Origin of the sequence: Tolypothrix sp. PCC 7712 (assembly GCF_025860405.1) — a bacterium.
Taxonomy (GTDB): Bacteria; Cyanobacteriota; Cyanobacteriia; order Cyanobacteriales; family Nostocaceae; genus Aulosira; species Aulosira diplosiphon.
This window is the reverse complement of sequence record NZ_CP063785.1, coordinates 8,441,950-8,458,097: the sequence shown is the minus strand read 5'-3', so window position 1 is coordinate 8,458,097 and position 16,148 is coordinate 8,441,950. Positions and strand designations below refer to the sequence as shown.

General features: G+C 43.1%; 16 protein-coding genes and 1 tRNA gene. 8 read left to right on the top strand and 9 right to left on the bottom strand.

From position 1 onward, the window contains the following. Positions 1-153: 153 nt before the first annotated feature. Both HGR01_RS34450 and HGR01_RS34445 read left to right on the top strand, forming a co-directional pair. Positions 154-1,074 carry a class I SAM-dependent methyltransferase gene (locus HGR01_RS34450; protein ID WP_045873284.1) on the top strand — a complete coding sequence of 307 codons (921 nt, stop codon included), beginning with the start codon at positions 154-156 and terminating at the stop codon, positions 1,072-1,074. Continuing rightward, positions 1,067-2,017, top strand: coding sequence for a PrsW family glutamic-type intramembrane protease (locus HGR01_RS34445; protein ID WP_045873283.1), 951 nt, complete (start codon positions 1,067-1,069; stop codon positions 2,015-2,017). Before HGR01_RS34450 ends, HGR01_RS34445 begins: the two co-directional genes overlap by 8 nt. A gap of 61 nt (positions 2,018-2,078) precedes the next feature. On the opposite strand, the gene HGR01_RS34440 is transcribed toward HGR01_RS34445, so the two are convergent. The 8 genes from HGR01_RS34440 to HGR01_RS34405 form a co-directional block, all read right to left on the bottom strand. Next, a complete protein-coding gene (locus tag HGR01_RS34440; protein ID WP_045873282.1) occupies positions 2,079-2,951 on the bottom strand; it encodes a 6-carboxytetrahydropterin synthase in 873 nt (290 codons plus the stop codon). A gap of 206 nt (positions 2,952-3,157) precedes the next feature. After that, the gene (locus HGR01_RS34435) at positions 3,158-3,853 is read right to left on the bottom strand and encodes a J domain-containing protein (protein WP_045873281.1); all 696 of its coding nucleotides are present in this window, start codon (positions 3,851-3,853) and stop codon (positions 3,158-3,160) included. 15 nt (positions 3,854-3,868) lie between these two features. Further along, positions 3,869-4,831 (bottom strand): cysteine synthase A, encoded by a 963-nt coding sequence (gene cysK / locus HGR01_RS34430; RefSeq protein ID WP_045873280.1) that lies wholly within the window; start codon positions 4,829-4,831, stop codon positions 3,869-3,871. A gap of 92 nt (positions 4,832-4,923) precedes the next feature. Next, positions 4,924-5,361, bottom strand: coding sequence for an RrF2 family transcriptional regulator (locus tag HGR01_RS34425; protein WP_045873279.1), 438 nt, complete (start codon positions 5,359-5,361; stop codon positions 4,924-4,926). Positions 5,362-5,554: 193 nt separating this feature from the next. Further along, on the bottom strand, positions 5,555-7,339 hold the full coding sequence (locus HGR01_RS34420; protein WP_045873278.1) for an iron uptake porin: 1,785 nt from the start codon (positions 7,337-7,339) through the stop codon (positions 5,555-5,557). Positions 7,340-7,743: 404 nt separating this feature from the next. Next, the gene (locus HGR01_RS34415) at positions 7,744-8,025 is read right to left on the bottom strand and encodes a 4a-hydroxytetrahydrobiopterin dehydratase (protein ID WP_045873277.1); all 282 of its coding nucleotides are present in this window, start codon (positions 8,023-8,025) and stop codon (positions 7,744-7,746) included. A 723-nt stretch (positions 8,026-8,748) separates the two neighbouring features. Next, positions 8,749-9,804 (bottom strand): photosystem II D2 protein (photosystem q(a) protein), encoded by a 1,056-nt coding sequence (psbD, locus tag HGR01_RS34410; RefSeq protein ID WP_045869084.1) that lies wholly within the window; start codon positions 9,802-9,804, stop codon positions 8,749-8,751. Positions 9,805-10,100: 296 nt separating this feature from the next. After that, positions 10,101-10,412 (bottom strand): hypothetical protein, encoded by a 312-nt coding sequence (locus HGR01_RS34405; protein WP_264264651.1) that lies wholly within the window; start codon positions 10,410-10,412, stop codon positions 10,101-10,103. A 47-nt stretch (positions 10,413-10,459) separates the two neighbouring features. On the opposite strand from HGR01_RS34405, the gene HGR01_RS34400 reads away from it, so the two are divergent. The 6 genes from HGR01_RS34400 (at position 10,460) to HGR01_RS34375 (ending at position 13,847) form a co-directional block, all read left to right on the top strand. Next, on the top strand, positions 10,460-10,732 hold the full coding sequence (locus HGR01_RS34400; RefSeq protein WP_045873276.1) for a hypothetical protein: 273 nt from the start codon (positions 10,460-10,462) through the stop codon (positions 10,730-10,732). 13 nt (positions 10,733-10,745) lie between these two features. Continuing rightward, on the top strand, positions 10,746-11,423 hold the full coding sequence (locus HGR01_RS34395; protein WP_045873275.1) for an ABC transporter ATP-binding protein: 678 nt from the start codon (positions 10,746-10,748) through the stop codon (positions 11,421-11,423). 217 nt (positions 11,424-11,640) lie between these two features. Next, complete coding sequence (locus tag HGR01_RS34390) at positions 11,641-12,192, top strand: NYN domain-containing protein (RefSeq protein ID WP_045873274.1); 552 nt, start codon at positions 11,641-11,643, stop codon at positions 12,190-12,192. Positions 12,193-12,340: 148 nt separating this feature from the next. After that, a tRNA-Asn gene (locus HGR01_RS34385) sits at positions 12,341-12,412 on the top strand. Between the two features lie 23 nt (positions 12,413-12,435). Beyond that, complete coding sequence (locus HGR01_RS34380; protein ID WP_045873273.1) at positions 12,436-13,638, top strand: aminotransferase class V-fold PLP-dependent enzyme; 1,203 nt, start codon at positions 12,436-12,438, stop codon at positions 13,636-13,638. Positions 13,639-13,679: 41 nt separating this feature from the next. Beyond that, the gene (locus tag HGR01_RS34375; RefSeq protein ID WP_168161027.1) at positions 13,680-13,847 is read left to right on the top strand and encodes a hypothetical protein; all 168 of its coding nucleotides are present in this window, start codon (positions 13,680-13,682) and stop codon (positions 13,845-13,847) included. Here the strand turns inward: HGR01_RS34375 and HGR01_RS34370 are convergent. Next, positions 13,844-16,036, bottom strand: coding sequence for a CHASE2 domain-containing serine/threonine-protein kinase (locus HGR01_RS34370; protein ID WP_045873272.1), 2,193 nt, complete (start codon positions 16,034-16,036; stop codon positions 13,844-13,846). The two genes, HGR01_RS34375 and HGR01_RS34370, sit on opposite strands and share 4 nt — an antisense overlap. Positions 16,037-16,148: the final 112 nt, after the last annotated feature.

Below are 16,148 nucleotides of genomic sequence, written 5' to 3'. Positions count from 1 at the left end.
TGGTATCTTACCAGTCGCAGATTCATGTATTTGATAAAGTTATATTTTGCATTCCAAAGTCACAGAATGCAGTTATACAATTGCATCTGTTGCTAGACTGGCAGTCAGCAAGTATGTCATAAGTTAAAAAGGCAATTGAACGTAAATTGATCTATGACTGCTGCTGTAGATAATGCTCCTGGTTTAGCTTCCCGCTTGGTCAATGGTGTATTGGCTATCAAGCCTTTAGCCAACTTAGCCAAGCATCAAGCCAGACAGATGATGATTAAACGTGCTGAGAAAATGGGTGTACCTTGGACAAAAGAAGTACAGCAACTTCAAGCACGTGATTGGACAACCGATTTAGCGAAAGTAGAAAATCCCCAGATTTCTTACCCTGACTATTACCTCACCTCATTCCATGCCTACGAAACTGGAAATATGAGCTGGCAAGCGGCGTTTGAGGTAGAACCTGCGGCCTATGCTGTTCACGCTAAAATTTGGCAAGGTGCAGAAGCTCGAGGCGATTGTCAACTGCGCCAAAATTACCACGATATTCTCAAAAACCAACTTCCCAACCCACCACAAGACATCTTAGATATCGGGTGTAGTGTGGGTATGAGTACCTTTGCCTTACAAGCGCTTTATCCCCAAGCTAAGATTACAGGTTTAGACTTATCTCCCTATTTCTTAGCAGTAGCGGAATATCGTTCACAGCAACGTCAAGCAAAAATTAACTGGGTTCATGCACCAGCCGAAGCCACCGGATTACCAGATGCTGCTTTTGATTTAGTTTCGATTTTTCTGGTTTGCCATGAATTACCCCAAGCGCCTACGAAGCAAATTTTTGCAGAGGCGCGGCGTTTACTACGTCCGGGTGGTCATTTGGCAATTATGGATATGAATCCCAAAGCAGAAGCTTTTGTGAAAATGCCACCTTACATTTTGACGCTGCTGAAAAGTACTGAACCTTATCTAGATGAATATTTCAACTTAGATATTGAACAAGCTTTAGTGGCAGCAGGTTTCCAGGCTCCAACAATCTCTAGCAATAGCCCTCGTCACCGCACTGTAATTGCTCAGGTACGTGGCTGATTTTTTACTTGTCTTGTGGGCAGTCATTCCACCATTACTGCTACTTTCTTACTACTATTGCCGTATTTCCACGCCCCCACCACTGTTAAAGTTGCTGCTGTTATTTATCTTGGGGGGAATCTCTGGTTTTGTTGCCCTCGGCTTAGAAATAGTTTTTGAAACTGTAGCCAACTGGGTTATTGACTGGCGACAAATGAACTACTCGCTTCCTGGTATTGCTTTCCGGCAACTTGTGGAAATAGGGCCGATTGAAGAAGGTTGTAAGTTGGTAGCAGTGATTGCCCCAAGCCACTATCTGCAACGCAGGTATCGATTGCGCCCTAGTACAGTGTTTGTTTTCACCATAGCTGTTGCTTTCGGATTTACTGCTCAAGAAAACTGTGTTTATCTATTCAATAACACAGCATCAATTCTTAACCGGATTATTGGTACGCCAGTTCATGCTTTGTTTTCTGCCCCTTGGGGCTATGCTTTGGCGATGCATTTCAGCCACAACCGAAATTTGCTGTTTTTGGCTTGGCTAAATTCTGTGGTCTGTCATGCCATAGTCAATGTTTTATCTAATACGGGGCGTTATTCATGGCCATTACTTATTCTCAACTATGGCTTATTTCCATTTCTGTTGTGGATGTTTTGGCGAATGGAACAATTACTGCGAAGAGTGGAAGGTAAACGCCCCATAAATTTGATTTCTGGTAGAACAAGCCAACATCGTTACTGGCAAAGAGGTTTAGTGATATTTGCGCTGATGTTAGGTGGTAATGCAATTTTTGCCTTATTTCTCCTAGCTCAAAAGCTCAGTCCCCTGAGTTGGTCACAGCTTTTTTACCCTGATATCTTGTGGTATACAGTGACGAGGTTTGCAATTAATTTAATCTTTGCAACTATAGCCTGGTTAATTTATATTTATTTGCGACGTTCAGCCCAGCGACGTTATTTTTAAAGATGAGGAGTTGGTAATTGGTAAAAGAAAAAATTTCTTACCAATTACCAATTTTTGATAATTAAACCCGCGCTAACATAGGCTGATTTGCATTTGCACTCACAGAAGTAGATTCCGCATCAGTACAGTAAATTTCACAAGAGTTATTTGGGCTTTCAATCAGCTTCACTTTGTGCAGCTTGGCTCCTAATTTTTGCACAGGCGATCGCAATAAATTACTAATGTAAAGTGCGATGTTCTCAGCAGTTGGTACAACTTCACCAAAGTAGGGAATATCTTTATTTAAAAAGGTGTGATCGAATGGTTCTACCACATAATCTTCTATCACCTGATTCAACGCACCTAAATCGACAATCATACCCGTGCGTTGATCGATTTCCCCTTTCACGGTGACTTCTAAATGGTAGTTATGCCCATGTCCGTGGGTACGCGCACACTTACCATAAATCTCTGCATTTTCTTCGTTACTTAAATTAGGGTGAGCTAGCCGATGGGCGGCGCTAAAGTGAGTGCTAATAGTGAGGTAGGCTTCCATTGAGTTTCCCATATAATCTGCCCAAAGTTCAGGATGTTCAAATAACTGTACGCGGACTAAAGGCAAGTGGGGTGCTAGCCTCTGCCAGATAACCCGTGCAATATTCTCAGTTGTGGGTAGAGTTTGTTGAAAATCTGGCCACACATCATTGAGATAGGAAAAGTCCAGTTGGCTGGTAACTTCCCGCTTGATTACTTGTTTCACATCAGACAAGTTCAATACCATGCCATATTCATCTAATTCCCCAATCAGGGAAATAAATAAGACATAGTTATGCCCGTGTCCTGGAAATCTAGAGCAAGCACCAAATTGCTGAGTGTTCTCAGCTTCACTCAGTTCGGGCAACCAATAGCGATGACTTGCCGAAAACTGAGCGCGGCGATTTACGATACATTGCATGAGTACACTGGGAGCAAAATTTAAAATTTCTTAATCTTTCTCTGTATCCAGCATAAACTAAATTCTTTACCTGTAGCGACGGGAATAATATCTATATCTATTAAATTCCTGAATGCCAGACTGGGAATTTTTGATATGGATACTTTGCCATTGCGATCGCTACGCCATGTTTAGGAGATATAGCGATCGCATTTCCAGAAGAGATCTTACGTATATTGCTTCACAGAAGCTTGCACTTCGTAAAATAATTTCCTCGCTATGCGAAACATCTCTTGTCCTGTGTGCAAGTAGCGATCGTCATAGTTCATAGGAAAATATGCCAACTCTTCTAAACCATCACCAACTTGATTGAGACTGTAATAGAGATGGGCCGCAGTTCTGGCTAAACTGGGAGGATTGGGTAGAGAACGAAAGGTAGTTTGTGCTTGCTTGAAATCCTGGCGACAACTGTCTAAATACTCTTGAAATTCTTCTAATAATTCGTCATCAAAGGGATCTGCCGCTAATTCATCAATTTGCTCTTCTAGAGAATTGAGTATGTAAGCAAGTATACGTTTAACTGGTTGATAAACTAGGCGCAACCATTCTTCAACTTGCTCATCAGCATCTTTTCCGGTTTTTCTTGTGGCTTGGTAATGCTTCTGTGCTGATGCTGTCCGCTGTTGGCGGCTATTTAATTTCTGGGCACTATTTTTGAGTTGTTCGTCGTAGTTTAAGCGGGTTTGGCGATCGCCTAAAACTTCATAAGCCGCATTAATGCGGATAATTTGCTCATTATCTGCTGTTTTCTGATTGCTATCAGGATGAAATAGTTTTACCAGGCGGCGATAAGCTTGCTTAATCTCCGCCTGGCTAGCATTGGGACTAACTTTGAGAATTTCGTAGTGGTTAGAATCGGCCATCAATCCAATTTATAGCTAGCTGATGCTAGCTGCTACTCTGTCCTCCAAATCTTGAAACAATGGTGTCGTTAAGTACCTTTCTCCAAAACTTGGCTGAATGACTACAATTAAACGCCCTTCGTTTTCTGGTCTTTGGGCAACGCGAACTGCAGCACATAAGGCTGCACCACTGGAAATGCCAGAGAGTAAGCCTTCTTCTCTAGCTAAACGCCGACCATAGGCGATCGCTTCTTCATCGGTGACTGTAATCACTTCATCAATCAATTCTAGCTTCAGTACTTGGGGAATAAAACCAGCACCAATTCCTTGAATTTTATGTGCCCCTGGTTTGCCACCGGATAATACTGGGCTATTACTTGGTTCAACTGCGATCGCTTGAAAACTGGGTTTGCGTGCTTTGATGATTTCTGCTACACCTGTGATCGTACCACCTGTGCCTACTCCAGCGACAATCATATCTACCTTTCCGTCAGTATCTTCCCAGATTTCTGCTGCGGTAGTTTCTTGGTGGATTTTCGCATTTGCAGGATTGCGGAATTGCTGCAACATATAGGCATGGGGTGTTTTATTCACTATTTCCTGCGCCCGGCGAATTGCCCCACTCATGCCTTCAATTCCTGGTGTCAGTTCTAATTCTGCCCCATAGGCCCGCAACATTGCCCGTCTTTCGCCACTCATAGTATCAGGCATTGTCAGAATTAACCGATAACCCTTAGCCGCAGCAGCCATTGCTAAAGCGATACCTGTATTCCCAGAAGTTGGTTCTACCAATACTGTTTTTTGTGGATTAATCAGCCCTTCCTTTTCGGCAGCAATAATCATACTTACCCCAATCCGGTCTTTTACTGATGCCGATGGGTTCATACTTTCTAATTTCACTATAATTCTTGCCACGCAACCTTCTGCTTGGGGAATACGATTCAACTGCACTAAAGGTGTACGGCCGACGAGTTCTGTTATGTTAGTAGCAATTCGCATAATTAGTTTTTAATCCTTAATTTATCAGTCCAGGGTCAAGGGTCAACAGTCAAGAGCGATGTTTCTTTTAACTTCTGAGTTTCAATTGTTGACTAAATGTAGTACATGATGTCCAACTGCCGCCGAGAATCTCTTTTTTCACAAAGATCCTGAAGCGTGTAGTTTTGAAACACTGAGTTTGCCGCCTGACAAGCTTCTTGCCAGATTTCTTCCACAACAAAACTGTCTACTGTTCTAGGCTTGATGTCTTCTTGATCGGTTCGCACATCTAACCCTTCTAAACATTCTAAAACCTCAAAGATGCTAATTCTCCTTGGTTCTCTTGCTAAGAGATAGCCACCTTTAGACCCTCGCTGGCTTTTAATTATACCTCCACGTCTTAAGGTTGCTAACAACTGTTCCAGATAGCGATCGGGTATGTTTTGTTGTGCTGCAATCTGTCGAATTTGCATCGGTTCAGCACTTTGATAATGAGTTGCCATTTCTAATAAGGCAAGAATTGCGTATTCAGACTTACAAGATATTTCCACAAGCAGCAATTAAGAATGAAGAATAAAGTATGAAGGATCAAGATTTTTCATACTTCATACTTTTCTTAGTATACTCCGGTTACCCACTGGTGTTTGTGTGCCACTGCTACCGAAAATAAAAAACCCCACCAAAAGGCGGGGGATAATCGAGTTTCGATTTTATAGGTTTAATTATTTACCCTGGAGCCAGCTTCTAGAAAGTAAAGGTGGTTCTGAGTGTACCGATGAATGCATTTTCTTCGGCATTGTTTTGTCCAGGAGCTCTCAACCAGATAACACCAGGTGTAACGGAGATATTATCAGACACGCGATATTTGTAGAAACCTTCAACGTGGATTGGTGCATTACCACCACTGTATCCACCAGGTGTTACACGATTACGTGCATAAGGTTCAGCACCTGCGAAAATACCCAACACGTTACCTTTCTTACCAAAGTCAGGTAGAGCTATACCACCACCATAGCTCCAAGCCTCAAAGTCATCTCCAGCACCTACGCCATTAACATCGTGGTAAGTAACGAAGCCGCTCACCGACAAGTTGTTACTGGGTCTAAATGCTGCAGAAACGCCATAAGAGTTACTGTTAGCTGCGGTTTGTACAAGTGTGTTGCCGAGATAGTTGGCTTGACCAGTACCAACAACACCACCTGTTAGACCATTGTTGCCATTCAGACCAGCACCAGAATCAAACAGTGCAGTACCAGCAGCATGATAACCGTGGACATAGGTAGCAGCCAATGCCAAGCGATCGCCAACTGCAAAGTTCAACTGTCCTAAGGCTGCATAACTACCATTGAATAAACCTGTATTGTTACCAGGGTTATTGGCATCTGAAGCTAAGTAACCTAAGGTCAAGGAGCTGGGTTTAAAGATACTACCACCACTGCTAAAAGGCAGATTGACAGCGATACCAGCACCACCACCAATCCGATAGATGGGGCTTTCAGAAGCAAAGGTAGTTAAAGCTCCATTACCACCGTCATCTCCATCATGGAAATAAGGATTGTTAACAGCAGCATAGTGGTCATGACGACCGCCACTAGCAGCAAGATAAACTTGGGCTGGGCCTATGGGAGCTTCGTAGGTTAATCTATCAATTCTGACACCATTATTACCGGTGCTACCAACTTGATAGGTTTGAGTTCCTTCTCTGGTACCATTCAGTGGGGTATTCAGAATAGTATTAGCTTGGTCTCTCAAGGAGAAAGCGGAAGCGTTACCAGCAGCTAGACGGGTGGTTAACTTGTCTCTACCAGTGAAGCTGGTTTCCAATGATAAACGAACTCTGTCTTGGAATACAGTATTGTTAGCATCTCCAGTTCTGCCACCAAAAGCATCGCTCACAGCAAAAATAGCTTCACCGACTAGCTTGGTGGTAGTGGAGAACTGATTGGCTTCCAATTCAGCAGTACGTGCTTCTAAAGAATCAACGCGACCGCGTAGGGTTGCTAGTTCTGCAGAAAATTCTTCTTGTAACCTTTGTAAGGTTGCTAAATCTTGCTTGGTTACCAAATCAGCTGTTGCTGTGGCAATCAATTCGTTAACGCGGTCTAAACAAGCATTCAAACCAGCAGCAAATTCATAACGGGTTAAAGCACGGTTACCGCGATAAGTACCATTTGGATAACCTGCGATACAACCATAGCGCTCAACCAATGATTGCAATGCTTGGAAAGCCCAGTCGGTTGGTTGCACATCGGAGAATTGTGAAACCGATGTCACTTGAGCTTGAGAGTTACTGCTACCTTCTTTGCTGTAGCGGTTAACTTGATCTAAAACTTTGGTATCGTCGCTGGTGGGCGCTGCTTGCGCGATGATTTCTGCTGCCTTGGGAGCGATTTCAACTGCTGCTTGTTTATCAGCTGCAGATACTTCTGTTGTAGTATTGGGAGCTGCCATTGCTGATGCTGAAACTAGCAGCGTTGCTCCTAAAACTGCTGGACTGACGACCAGGGATTTCCATAATATATGAGACATTTTGTCTTTTCTCCTCACACCTTGTATAGATAATTGTTTTCGTTGCACCTAATTCTCAAACATGCGACATCTCGTTAGGGCCTTTCGATGAGGCATAGTTGCCACTACTACAATTTTAGTTTTTGCGAAGCTAATCACCGATTAACTTGATGTTAAATATTGATGGAATTAACTTATGCAAAAACACACCTTCATAGCATATCATTATAAAACATCTCAGGCAGATGACAACATCACAGTGATCGCCTAAACAACTGTCACACCCTTAACCTAATATATTTCTTCTGGGAGTAGCTTTAGAGAATTTACTAAATTCCTATTTACTTAAGTAGTAAGTGTGAACTACGTACACCAGAATGCATAAAAATTAGTTTTTCCGCTTCTGCCTCCAGTATTTTTTCAGGTCAGTTAATTTGGGAAATTACCTCTGCTAGATGAAAATCTTTCGGTGTTAAACCACCTGAGTCATGTGTGGTTAATTGGATTTTCACCTTGTTATAGGAAATCTCTATATCAGGATGATGTCCTGCGGACTCAGAAGGTTCCACTAATTTGTTAACAAACTCAATTGCTTGAATAAAATCTTTAAAAGTGCGCGTAGTCTTTAATTTAGCTCCTTCAACAGTCCAGCCTAAAAGCCCACTTACTTTTTCTTGAATTTCCGTCTGAGTGAGTAGCTGCGCCATATTCAACTCCTCTTGTTGTAATACTTAGTTACTTTTTAGCTTTCAGGGTGATACTAGTATTTGTACTACATCTATTATGAAGATTGCATAGATGCTGATTTTATGCTTTGAATGAATACTTTTGTTATTACCCACTTACAAAAACTATCCGCTCTGATTTAGATCGGATAATCTAAGTCAGAGCGGTCTAGTCGGGTCTTCAGGTTGCAACCAGACTGCCGGAAGGAACTCCGTGCATCAGCCTAGCTACTTGAGCTACACTTAGTATCTCTTAGAGAACTAAGGCTAACTTTTAGAGAACAGCCCCGGCACACAGCCGGCTAACTGCAACCTGATGACCCATGCGTTTACTACTTTCTATCATGGGCATCACCTCCTTGTTGCCTAAGCGGTCTTAGTCTCAATAAGGCAGAGTATCTTTACTCTGGGTTTAGAACCTTCAATAAATATAGCACATAAATTTTCTCTAATTCACCAACTGGGGACTTCCAACTAAAAAAAGATACTATCGATTTTTTGCCAAGGGGGTAGGGCTGAGACGCAATTAATCGTGTCTCAACAAGCAGAAAGGAGAGAGACAATATTATCTCTGTAAATTGGATAGTTTATTTTTTGGAAGTCCCCAACTAGATAAAAAAATCCCTCGTCCATTTTGGAAGAGGGATTTTAAAACCTAGAGAATGATGAATCTTAAATGTCAATCAACTCATAGTGATGAGTTAATTAGAGAGCATTACCACGAGGTAGTACTTCTTCAGGGAATACAAATTGTTCGTGGGGCTGATCTTGAGGAGCCATCCAAGCGCGGATACCCTCGTTCAGCAAAATGTTTTTGGTATAGAATGTTTCAAACTCTGGGTCTTCAGCCGCCCGCAATTCCTGTGATACGAAGTCGTAAGCCCGCAGGTTGAGAGCGATACCGACGATGCCCACTGCTGCCATCCACAGACCTGTGACTGGCACAAACAGCATGAAGAAGTGTAACCAGCGTTTGTTGGAGAAGGCAATCCCGAAAATCTGTGACCAGAAACGGTTTGCAGTCACCATTGAGTAGGTTTCTTCTGATTGGGTGGGGTTGAAGGCGCGGAAGGTGTTCGCAGCTTCACCATCTTCAAACAGGGTATTTTCGACTGTCGCTCCGTGAATCGCACACAGCAATGCTCCACCCAACACACCTGCTACTCCCATCATGTGGAAGGGGTTGAGGGTGAAGTTATGGAATCCTTGTACAAACAGGATGAAGCGGAAAATTCCTGCTACTCCAAAGCTGGGTGCAAAGAACCAGCTTGATTGTCCCAAGGGGTACATCAAGAACACGCTGACAAACACTGCAATCGGTGCAGAGAATGCCAAGGCGTTATAGGGGCGGATTCCTACTAGACGGGCAATTTCAAACTGCCGTAACATGAAGCCAATTAAGCCAAAGGCTCCGTGTAGCGCCACGAATGTCCATAACCCCCCGAGTTGACACCAACGGGTGAAGTCTCCTTGTGCTTCTGGCCCCCACAGCAGTAACAGGGAATGTCCCAAACTATCGGCTGGGGTGGATACAGCTACTGTGATAAAGTTACAGCCTTCTAAATAAGAAGATGCTAAACCGTGGGTGTACCATGACGTGACGAAGGTTGTTCCTGTGAGCCAACCGCCTAGTGCGAGGAAAGCGCATGGGAATAACAATATCCCTGACCAACCTACGAATACAAAGCGATCGCGCTTCAACCAGTCGTCTAGAACGTCAAACCACCCTCTACTGGGGGCGCGCCCAACTGCGATGGTCATGAGAATAAATCTCCAAAAAGTTTATAAGTACGGGTTTTTACTTCTGTATTATAGATCGCGAGGATTTAGCTCTCTATGAACAGAAAGTGAACTGGCTTTTGTATCCAGTTTACAATTTTTTACTGTCTCTAATTATGTTAGGTGCAAATCTCTAATATTTCCAGGTATATTTAAATTTTTTTTAAGATTTGTATAGATTTATGGGGATGGGGCATTGGGCATTGGGCATTGGGCATTGGGCGTTAGGCATTGGGCATTGGGCGTTAGGTAATGGGTAATTGGTAATTGGTAATTGGTTAATAGGTGTTGGGTGTTTGGTGTTGCTGATTCCCTCTTTTCCCCACCCCACGGGTACTCCTGCGGAGAACTCGCAGAGTAGCCGCTATCGCGTCTACATCTTCCTCATCTTCCTCATCTCCCTCATCTTCCTCATCTCCCTCATCTCCCTCATCTCCCTCATCTCCCTCATCTCCCTCATCTCCCTCATCTCCCTCATCTCCCTCATCTCCCTCATCTCCCTCATCTCCCTCATCTCCCTCATCTCCCTCATCTCCCTTGCTCCCTGCTCCCTGCCCCTTTTCCCTCCCCCGCCCTACACCAGTAATCAAGCAGCTAGCGCTAGAATGAGTGCTACAGTTAACTTGATTAATGCTAAATGTTTACCATCGACTTAACCGTCAGAAATACGGCTTTCCCAGTATCGGTACAACGTAAGTCAGCAGAAGATGCTGAGGCTGTCTATCAACTGATTTTGGCAGCGATGCGGTCTGGTAACCCTGACATTGTGGAACTCAAGTGTGAAGGCAAGACAGAGAAAAAAATTGCTGTTCGTGCTAGTGAAATTTCTGGGGTACAGATTATGCAAAAAGATGGTGTCACCACTAGCAGTGGTAGACCACCTGGATTTGTTTCCCTGACTGCTGAGTAAGCAGGTTATCTAAATGGCGGAAGCGGGAATCAAAGTTAAGGATTTACACTTTAGTTGGCCAAGTGGGCAGACAGCCATTAAATCTTGCTCTCTAGAAGTCCCTAGAGGCGAATTTTGGATGCTTCTGGGTACAAATGGCAGTGGTAAATCAACGCTACTGAGATTGTTAGCAGGATTATTAGCTCCCACATCAGGAGAAATTGGGGTGTTGCATCCCGTGGGCTTTGTGTTTCAAAATCCCGATCATCAACTGGTAATGCCCACAGTTGGTGCGGATGTGGCTTTTGGACTAGTAAAAGAAAAATTGCCCCCTGCAGCAGTTAGAGCCAGAGTAGAGGAGGCTTTAGGGGCTGTAAATTTACACACCCTACAACGTCGCCCTATCTATGCTTTGAGTGGCGGACAGAAACAGCGAGTGGCAATTGCTGGTGCGATCGCGCGTCGCTGTGAAATCTTACTATTAGATGAACCCACTGCCCTATTAGATCCAGATAGCCAACTAGATTTAGTGGCTGGTGTCCGTAACCTTGTCAAAAGTCGTGGTATTACAGCGCTATGGGTAACCCATCGCTTAGATGAGTTGAACTATTGTGATGGTGCTTTTCTATTAGAAAATGGTTTGCTTGTAGATCAAGGTGAACCCCTGCGCCTCAAACAGCGTTTGATGGAAGTACACAAAGAAGTGTCATAAAATCACAATTTCTTTGCTAGTTCTTTGTCTGCAGATCACAATTCAACAAAATAACTTCAACAACTGCAACGCGCCTTTCACAGGCGCGTTTTCAATTTTTAGCTGTATTTTTAAACAACTTTTGTGTTCTGTAACATAGTGTGACAAGCGGTGCTTCAATTACTATATAAAGTTATGAACGAATCTTGTCAACTCTAGATAATTGTGATTAAAAACCATGCCCCGTTCCTTAACCCAAGCCGTTTTGTTAGTAGACGGCTACAACATAATTGGCGCTTGGCCTTGTTTGAAAAAAACTCGTGATAATTCAGGACTTGAAGCTGCACGAGTTGAATTAGTGGAAACGATGACTAGTTATAGTTCGTTTCAAGGTTACGATACTCAAATCGTTTTTGATGCCCAATATCAAAATACCTGTAGTAACAAAGAAGTTATTACAGAGCTATTATCAGTTCACTATACTGATTTTGGGCAAACAGCAGATACCTATATTGAAAAACTCTGTGCGTCTTTACGCTACCAAATAATTCAGTCGCGAATTTCTCGCGTGATTGTCGCCACATCAGATCGGGCACAGCAGCTGATGGTACAGGGGTATGGTGCTGAATGGTTGTCTGCACAACAACTATGTGGCGAAGTCGAAACTACTGTTTGTCGGATGCGACATAAGTATCAATCACGCAAACAATCTAAAAGCAGATTTTTGGCTAACGCCATCGATGCCAAGTCTCGGCAGCGCTTGGTGGAACTAAGAATGGGATTGAAGTAGATCGATATTTGAGTCTGTGAAATCTCTGCTTTAAATCCAGAGCCGATTTGGACTGCAAAAATTACCAAGTTTTAGGCATTAAAAAAAAAATTGGCCCAGGTACTTGCCAAATCCTATTTTTACCTTTAAGATTATAAATCGTGAGCAATCCTCAGTAGCTCAGTGGTAGAGCGATCGACTGTTAATCGATTGGTCGCTGGTTCGAATCCAGCCTGGGGAGTTAAAAAGGATAAAAGGTGAAGAATGAAGGATGAAAAGCTAAGTTTCAAACTTCAGTCTTCAGAATATGCAAACTTATGGACTCTTGATCCAGAAATAACATTTCTGAATCATGGGTCTTTTGGTGCTTGTCCGAAAGCAGTGCTAGAGGTTCAGCAAAAATTGCGATCGCAGCTGGAACAAGAGCCAATCAACTTTTTTGGTAGAGCGTGGGAACCCCTAATAGATAACGCTAGAAGCAAACTAGCCGACTTTGTAGGCGCGGATAGCGAGGATGTGGTATTTGTCAATAATGCGACGACTGGTGTAAATGCAGTATTGCGATCGCTTACCTTTACTGCTGAAGATGAAATTTTGACAACCAACCACGAATATAACGCTTGCCGCAATGCCTTAGATTTTATTGCTAGTCGCACTGGCGTACGGATAGTCATTGCTAAAATTCCGTTTCCGATTGAGTCGCCACAGCAGGTAATAGCGGCGGTAATGGAGCGAGTTTCCCCAAAAACAAAGTTAGCCCTGATAGATCATGTAACTAGCCAGACAGGGCTGATTTTCCCGATTCAGCAGTTAATCAAGGAATTGCAACAGCAAGGCGTAGATACACTCATAGATGGTGCCCATGCTCCGGGAATGATAGCGCTGAATCTGCGAGAAATTGGGGCAGCTTATTACACAGGTAATTGCCATAAATGGCTATGTGCGCCCAAGGGAGCCGCATTTTTGTACGTGCAACCAGATAAACAGTCAGAAATTCGTCCTCTGACAATTAGTCATGGTGCTAATTCACCTAGAACCGATAAATCGAGATTTCAACTAGAATTCGATTGGACAGGTACAGACGATCCTACCGCTTATATGTGCGTTCCCGAAGCGATCGCCTTTATGGGTTCCTTGCTTCCTGGAGGTTGGGATGAGCTGAGGCAGCAAAATCATCAGTTAGTATTAGAAGCCAGACAACTACTTTGCCAATCTCTGGGAGTTTTACCACCTTGTCCCGAGTCAATGATTGGTTCGATGGCAGTTATACCCATGCCAAATGCGTTAGAAAATCGACATTTTATGTCTGTACATGATGACTTATTTGATAAATTTGGCATTCAAGTACAGGTAGTACCCTGGCAGGAATCGCCTCGCCTGCTGCTGCGGATATCCGCACAAATTTACAATAAGCTAGAGCAGTATGCATATTTAGCAAAAGCGCTGAGTCAGCTCGCGGGTGGTTAAGGGATTGGGGAACTCGGGGCCCCCTCTGGGGATAAGGGGTAATGGGGATTGGGGACTGGGGATTGGGGACTGGGGACTGGGGACTGGGGACTGGGGATAAGGGAGATGAGGGAGATGAGGGAGATGAGGGAGATGAGGGAGATGAGGGGGAAATCCAATTACCAATTACCTATTACCCAATGCCCAATGCCCAATGCCCAATGCCCTAAAAATTTTCCAAAGTATTCAATACTTCGCTGGCTGACTGATATCTTTGGGTAAAGTCGAGGTGTACCATTCTATCTAAGACTCTGGCAAAGGTTTCGGTAGTTTCTGCTAGTTCCCACCAATATTGCCAAGTCTGATCGTCTGTGTCGGATTTTACTGGGAGAATAACTGCACCTGTATTGATATCTCTACGGAAGACTTTGGGGTATACTCCTGTTAAAGCTTGGATAGCAATCATTCCTAAGGCAAAAATATCGCTGTTGAGGGTGGGTTGACCACTCAATTGCTCTGTTGCTGCATAGCCAGGTGTACCGATGGCGATTGTTTGGTTGTCTTGTTCTTGCGGTTGCACTTGCTTAACCGCACCAAAGTCGATTACAACAACGCGTCCATCTGCTTTGCGCCTAATTAAATTACTAGGTTTGAGATCTCGATGAATCACACCGTAGCTGTGAATAAAAATTAAGACTTGCAAAACATCCTTGAGAATAGCCGTAACTTCAGTTGGTTTGAGGCGTTTATCTGAATTGATTTCTTCAGAAAGAGGATGCCCAGATATATATTCTTGTATTAAATAAAATTGCTTATTTTCTTCAAAAAAAGCTAGTAAAGATGGTATCTGCGGGTGATTACCCACAATTTCTAAAATTTTTGCCTCTGTTTTAAATAAGCGTCTGAGAATATCTAAATATTCAGTATCTTGGCTAGCAGGACGCAACTGTTTAACTACACATTGAGGATATCCAGGACGTTGGGTATCTTCCGCTAAGTAAGTATAGCTAAAGCCACCAGAACCTAAATTACTGGTAATTCTATAACGCTTGTTGAGTATGGTGTCTGTTTGGAGTTCTTGAGTGATGGGAGAGAAGGTATGTGTAATGGCGGCTACTGTTGTAGCTTCGTTACTCCGGCTAACAAAGTTTTGCAGTTGAGCAATTAATTCTTTTTGATCTTGGACTTTTTGCATCATCACTGCTTGTTCTTGCTTGCTTTGGTAGGCTGTATAAGCTAGCACGCCTCCGCTTGCAAGTAATAATCCCAAGACTGGAGACACTACAGGAAACCATCCAGCTTGGGTAAAAATCACAAAGCTACTACTACATAACACCAATATGCTTGTGGCTTCTGCGATTCCTAAGCCGAGTGGATGTTGAATGCGCCAAGCGATTAATCCCCCAACTAAAGCCCATCCCCAAATCCAAAATACTTCTCCCCACTCTGGTAAAAACCAAAATAGCGGCTGCTTGTTGAGTACTACACTTAGAATTTGGCTGATGCTGTGGGCGTGAAGCTCAATTCCAGGAATTTTACCAGAACGATCTGATTTCCCTGTACCATAGGGCGTGTTAAAAAAATCATTGAGACTAGATGCTGTAGAACCAATTAACACAATGCGGTCTTTGACTAATTCTGGTTTTACTTGGTCGGAAAGTAGTTCGGTAATCGTTACCTGCTGGGCAATTTGCCGGGGAGAACGATAATTGAGCAGGATTTGATAGCCTGTGGTATCGGCGTGCTGATAAGCACCATCATCAGGTTGTAGAGGTTTTAAGATAATATTACGTAGTTGCAGTTGTTTGTTAGAGGTCAATTGTGGTTGAATACCTCCTACTGCTAAATATTTGAGAGCTAACTGGAAGCTGAAGGAAAAAACAGCTTGGCATGGCTCGTTGGCATTTGTACCTACTGATATCAGATTGCGGCGAATTACACCATCAGTGTCTTCGACAACATCGCTAAATCCCACTCTATCTGCTTCTATACCTTGAGGCGGTGCTGTTCCGGAATTTCCTGGGTTGGCTTTTTCTGAATGTTTACATACAGGAGTGATAATATCGCTATCTTGGAGGCGCTTTAGCAGTTTTTCATGTCCTGGTTGTACTGGCAAATCGCGAAAAATATCTAGACCAATGGCGCGAGGTTCATATGCTTCTAGTTTGCCTAAAGCCCGGTCTAGGACTTCACCAGAAAGGGGCCAATTCCATTTTTTCAGGTCTTGTTCTGTGACTGCAACAATTAACAACCTGGAATCTACTCCTGGATCAGCGCGCATTTGCATCATGCGATCGTAAACTTTTAGTTCTAGTGGTTCTATAACTCCCAGTTTTTGAATACCTAGCATCAAAACAGTAATACAGGCACTGGTAATAATAGCTGGCTGTATGAATAAAGTTTTTAAATCTGCAAACATAATTACTAAATTAGGTTTTACCAATAATAAATATTCTTTATCCTAAATTTTTCCTAGGGGACTTCCAATTAAAAAAATATTCAATATACAAGGGTATGTTAGACGCGGTAAA

Coding starts and splice junctions, on each gene's coding strand:
- HGR01_RS34390 (WP_045873274.1), top strand. CDS start 11,641: ATGCCCCGTTCCTTAACCCAAGCCGTTTTGTTAGTAGACGGCTACAAC.
- HGR01_RS34450 (WP_045873284.1), top strand. CDS start 154: ATGACTGCTGCTGTAGATAATGCTCCTGGTTTAGCTTCCCGCTTGGTC.
- cysK (WP_045873280.1), bottom strand. CDS start 4,831: ATGCGAATTGCTACTAACATAACAGAACTCGTCGGCCGTACACCTTTA.
- HGR01_RS34440 (WP_045873282.1), bottom strand. CDS start 2,951: ATGCAATGTATCGTAAATCGCCGCGCTCAGTTTTCGGCAAGTCATCGC.
- HGR01_RS34370 (WP_045873272.1), bottom strand. CDS start 16,036: ATGTTTGCAGATTTAAAAACTTTATTCATACAGCCAGCTATTATTACC.
- HGR01_RS34400 (WP_045873276.1), top strand. CDS start 10,460: ATGTTTACCATCGACTTAACCGTCAGAAATACGGCTTTCCCAGTATCG.
- psbD (WP_045869084.1), bottom strand. CDS start 9,804: ATGACCATCGCAGTTGGGCGCGCCCCCAGTAGAGGGTGGTTTGACGTT.
- HGR01_RS34420 (WP_045873278.1), bottom strand. CDS start 7,339: ATGTCTCATATATTATGGAAATCCCTGGTCGTCAGTCCAGCAGTTTTA.
- HGR01_RS34375 (WP_168161027.1), top strand. CDS start 13,680: ATGGGGATTGGGGACTGGGGATTGGGGACTGGGGACTGGGGACTGGGG.
- HGR01_RS34435 (WP_045873281.1), bottom strand. CDS start 3,853: ATGGCCGATTCTAACCACTACGAAATTCTCAAAGTTAGTCCCAATGCT.
- HGR01_RS34380 (WP_045873273.1), top strand. CDS start 12,436: ATGAAGGATGAAAAGCTAAGTTTCAAACTTCAGTCTTCAGAATATGCA.
- HGR01_RS34415 (WP_045873277.1), bottom strand. CDS start 8,025: ATGGCGCAGCTACTCACTCAGACGGAAATTCAAGAAAAAGTAAGTGGG.
- HGR01_RS34395 (WP_045873275.1), top strand. CDS start 10,746: ATGGCGGAAGCGGGAATCAAAGTTAAGGATTTACACTTTAGTTGGCCA.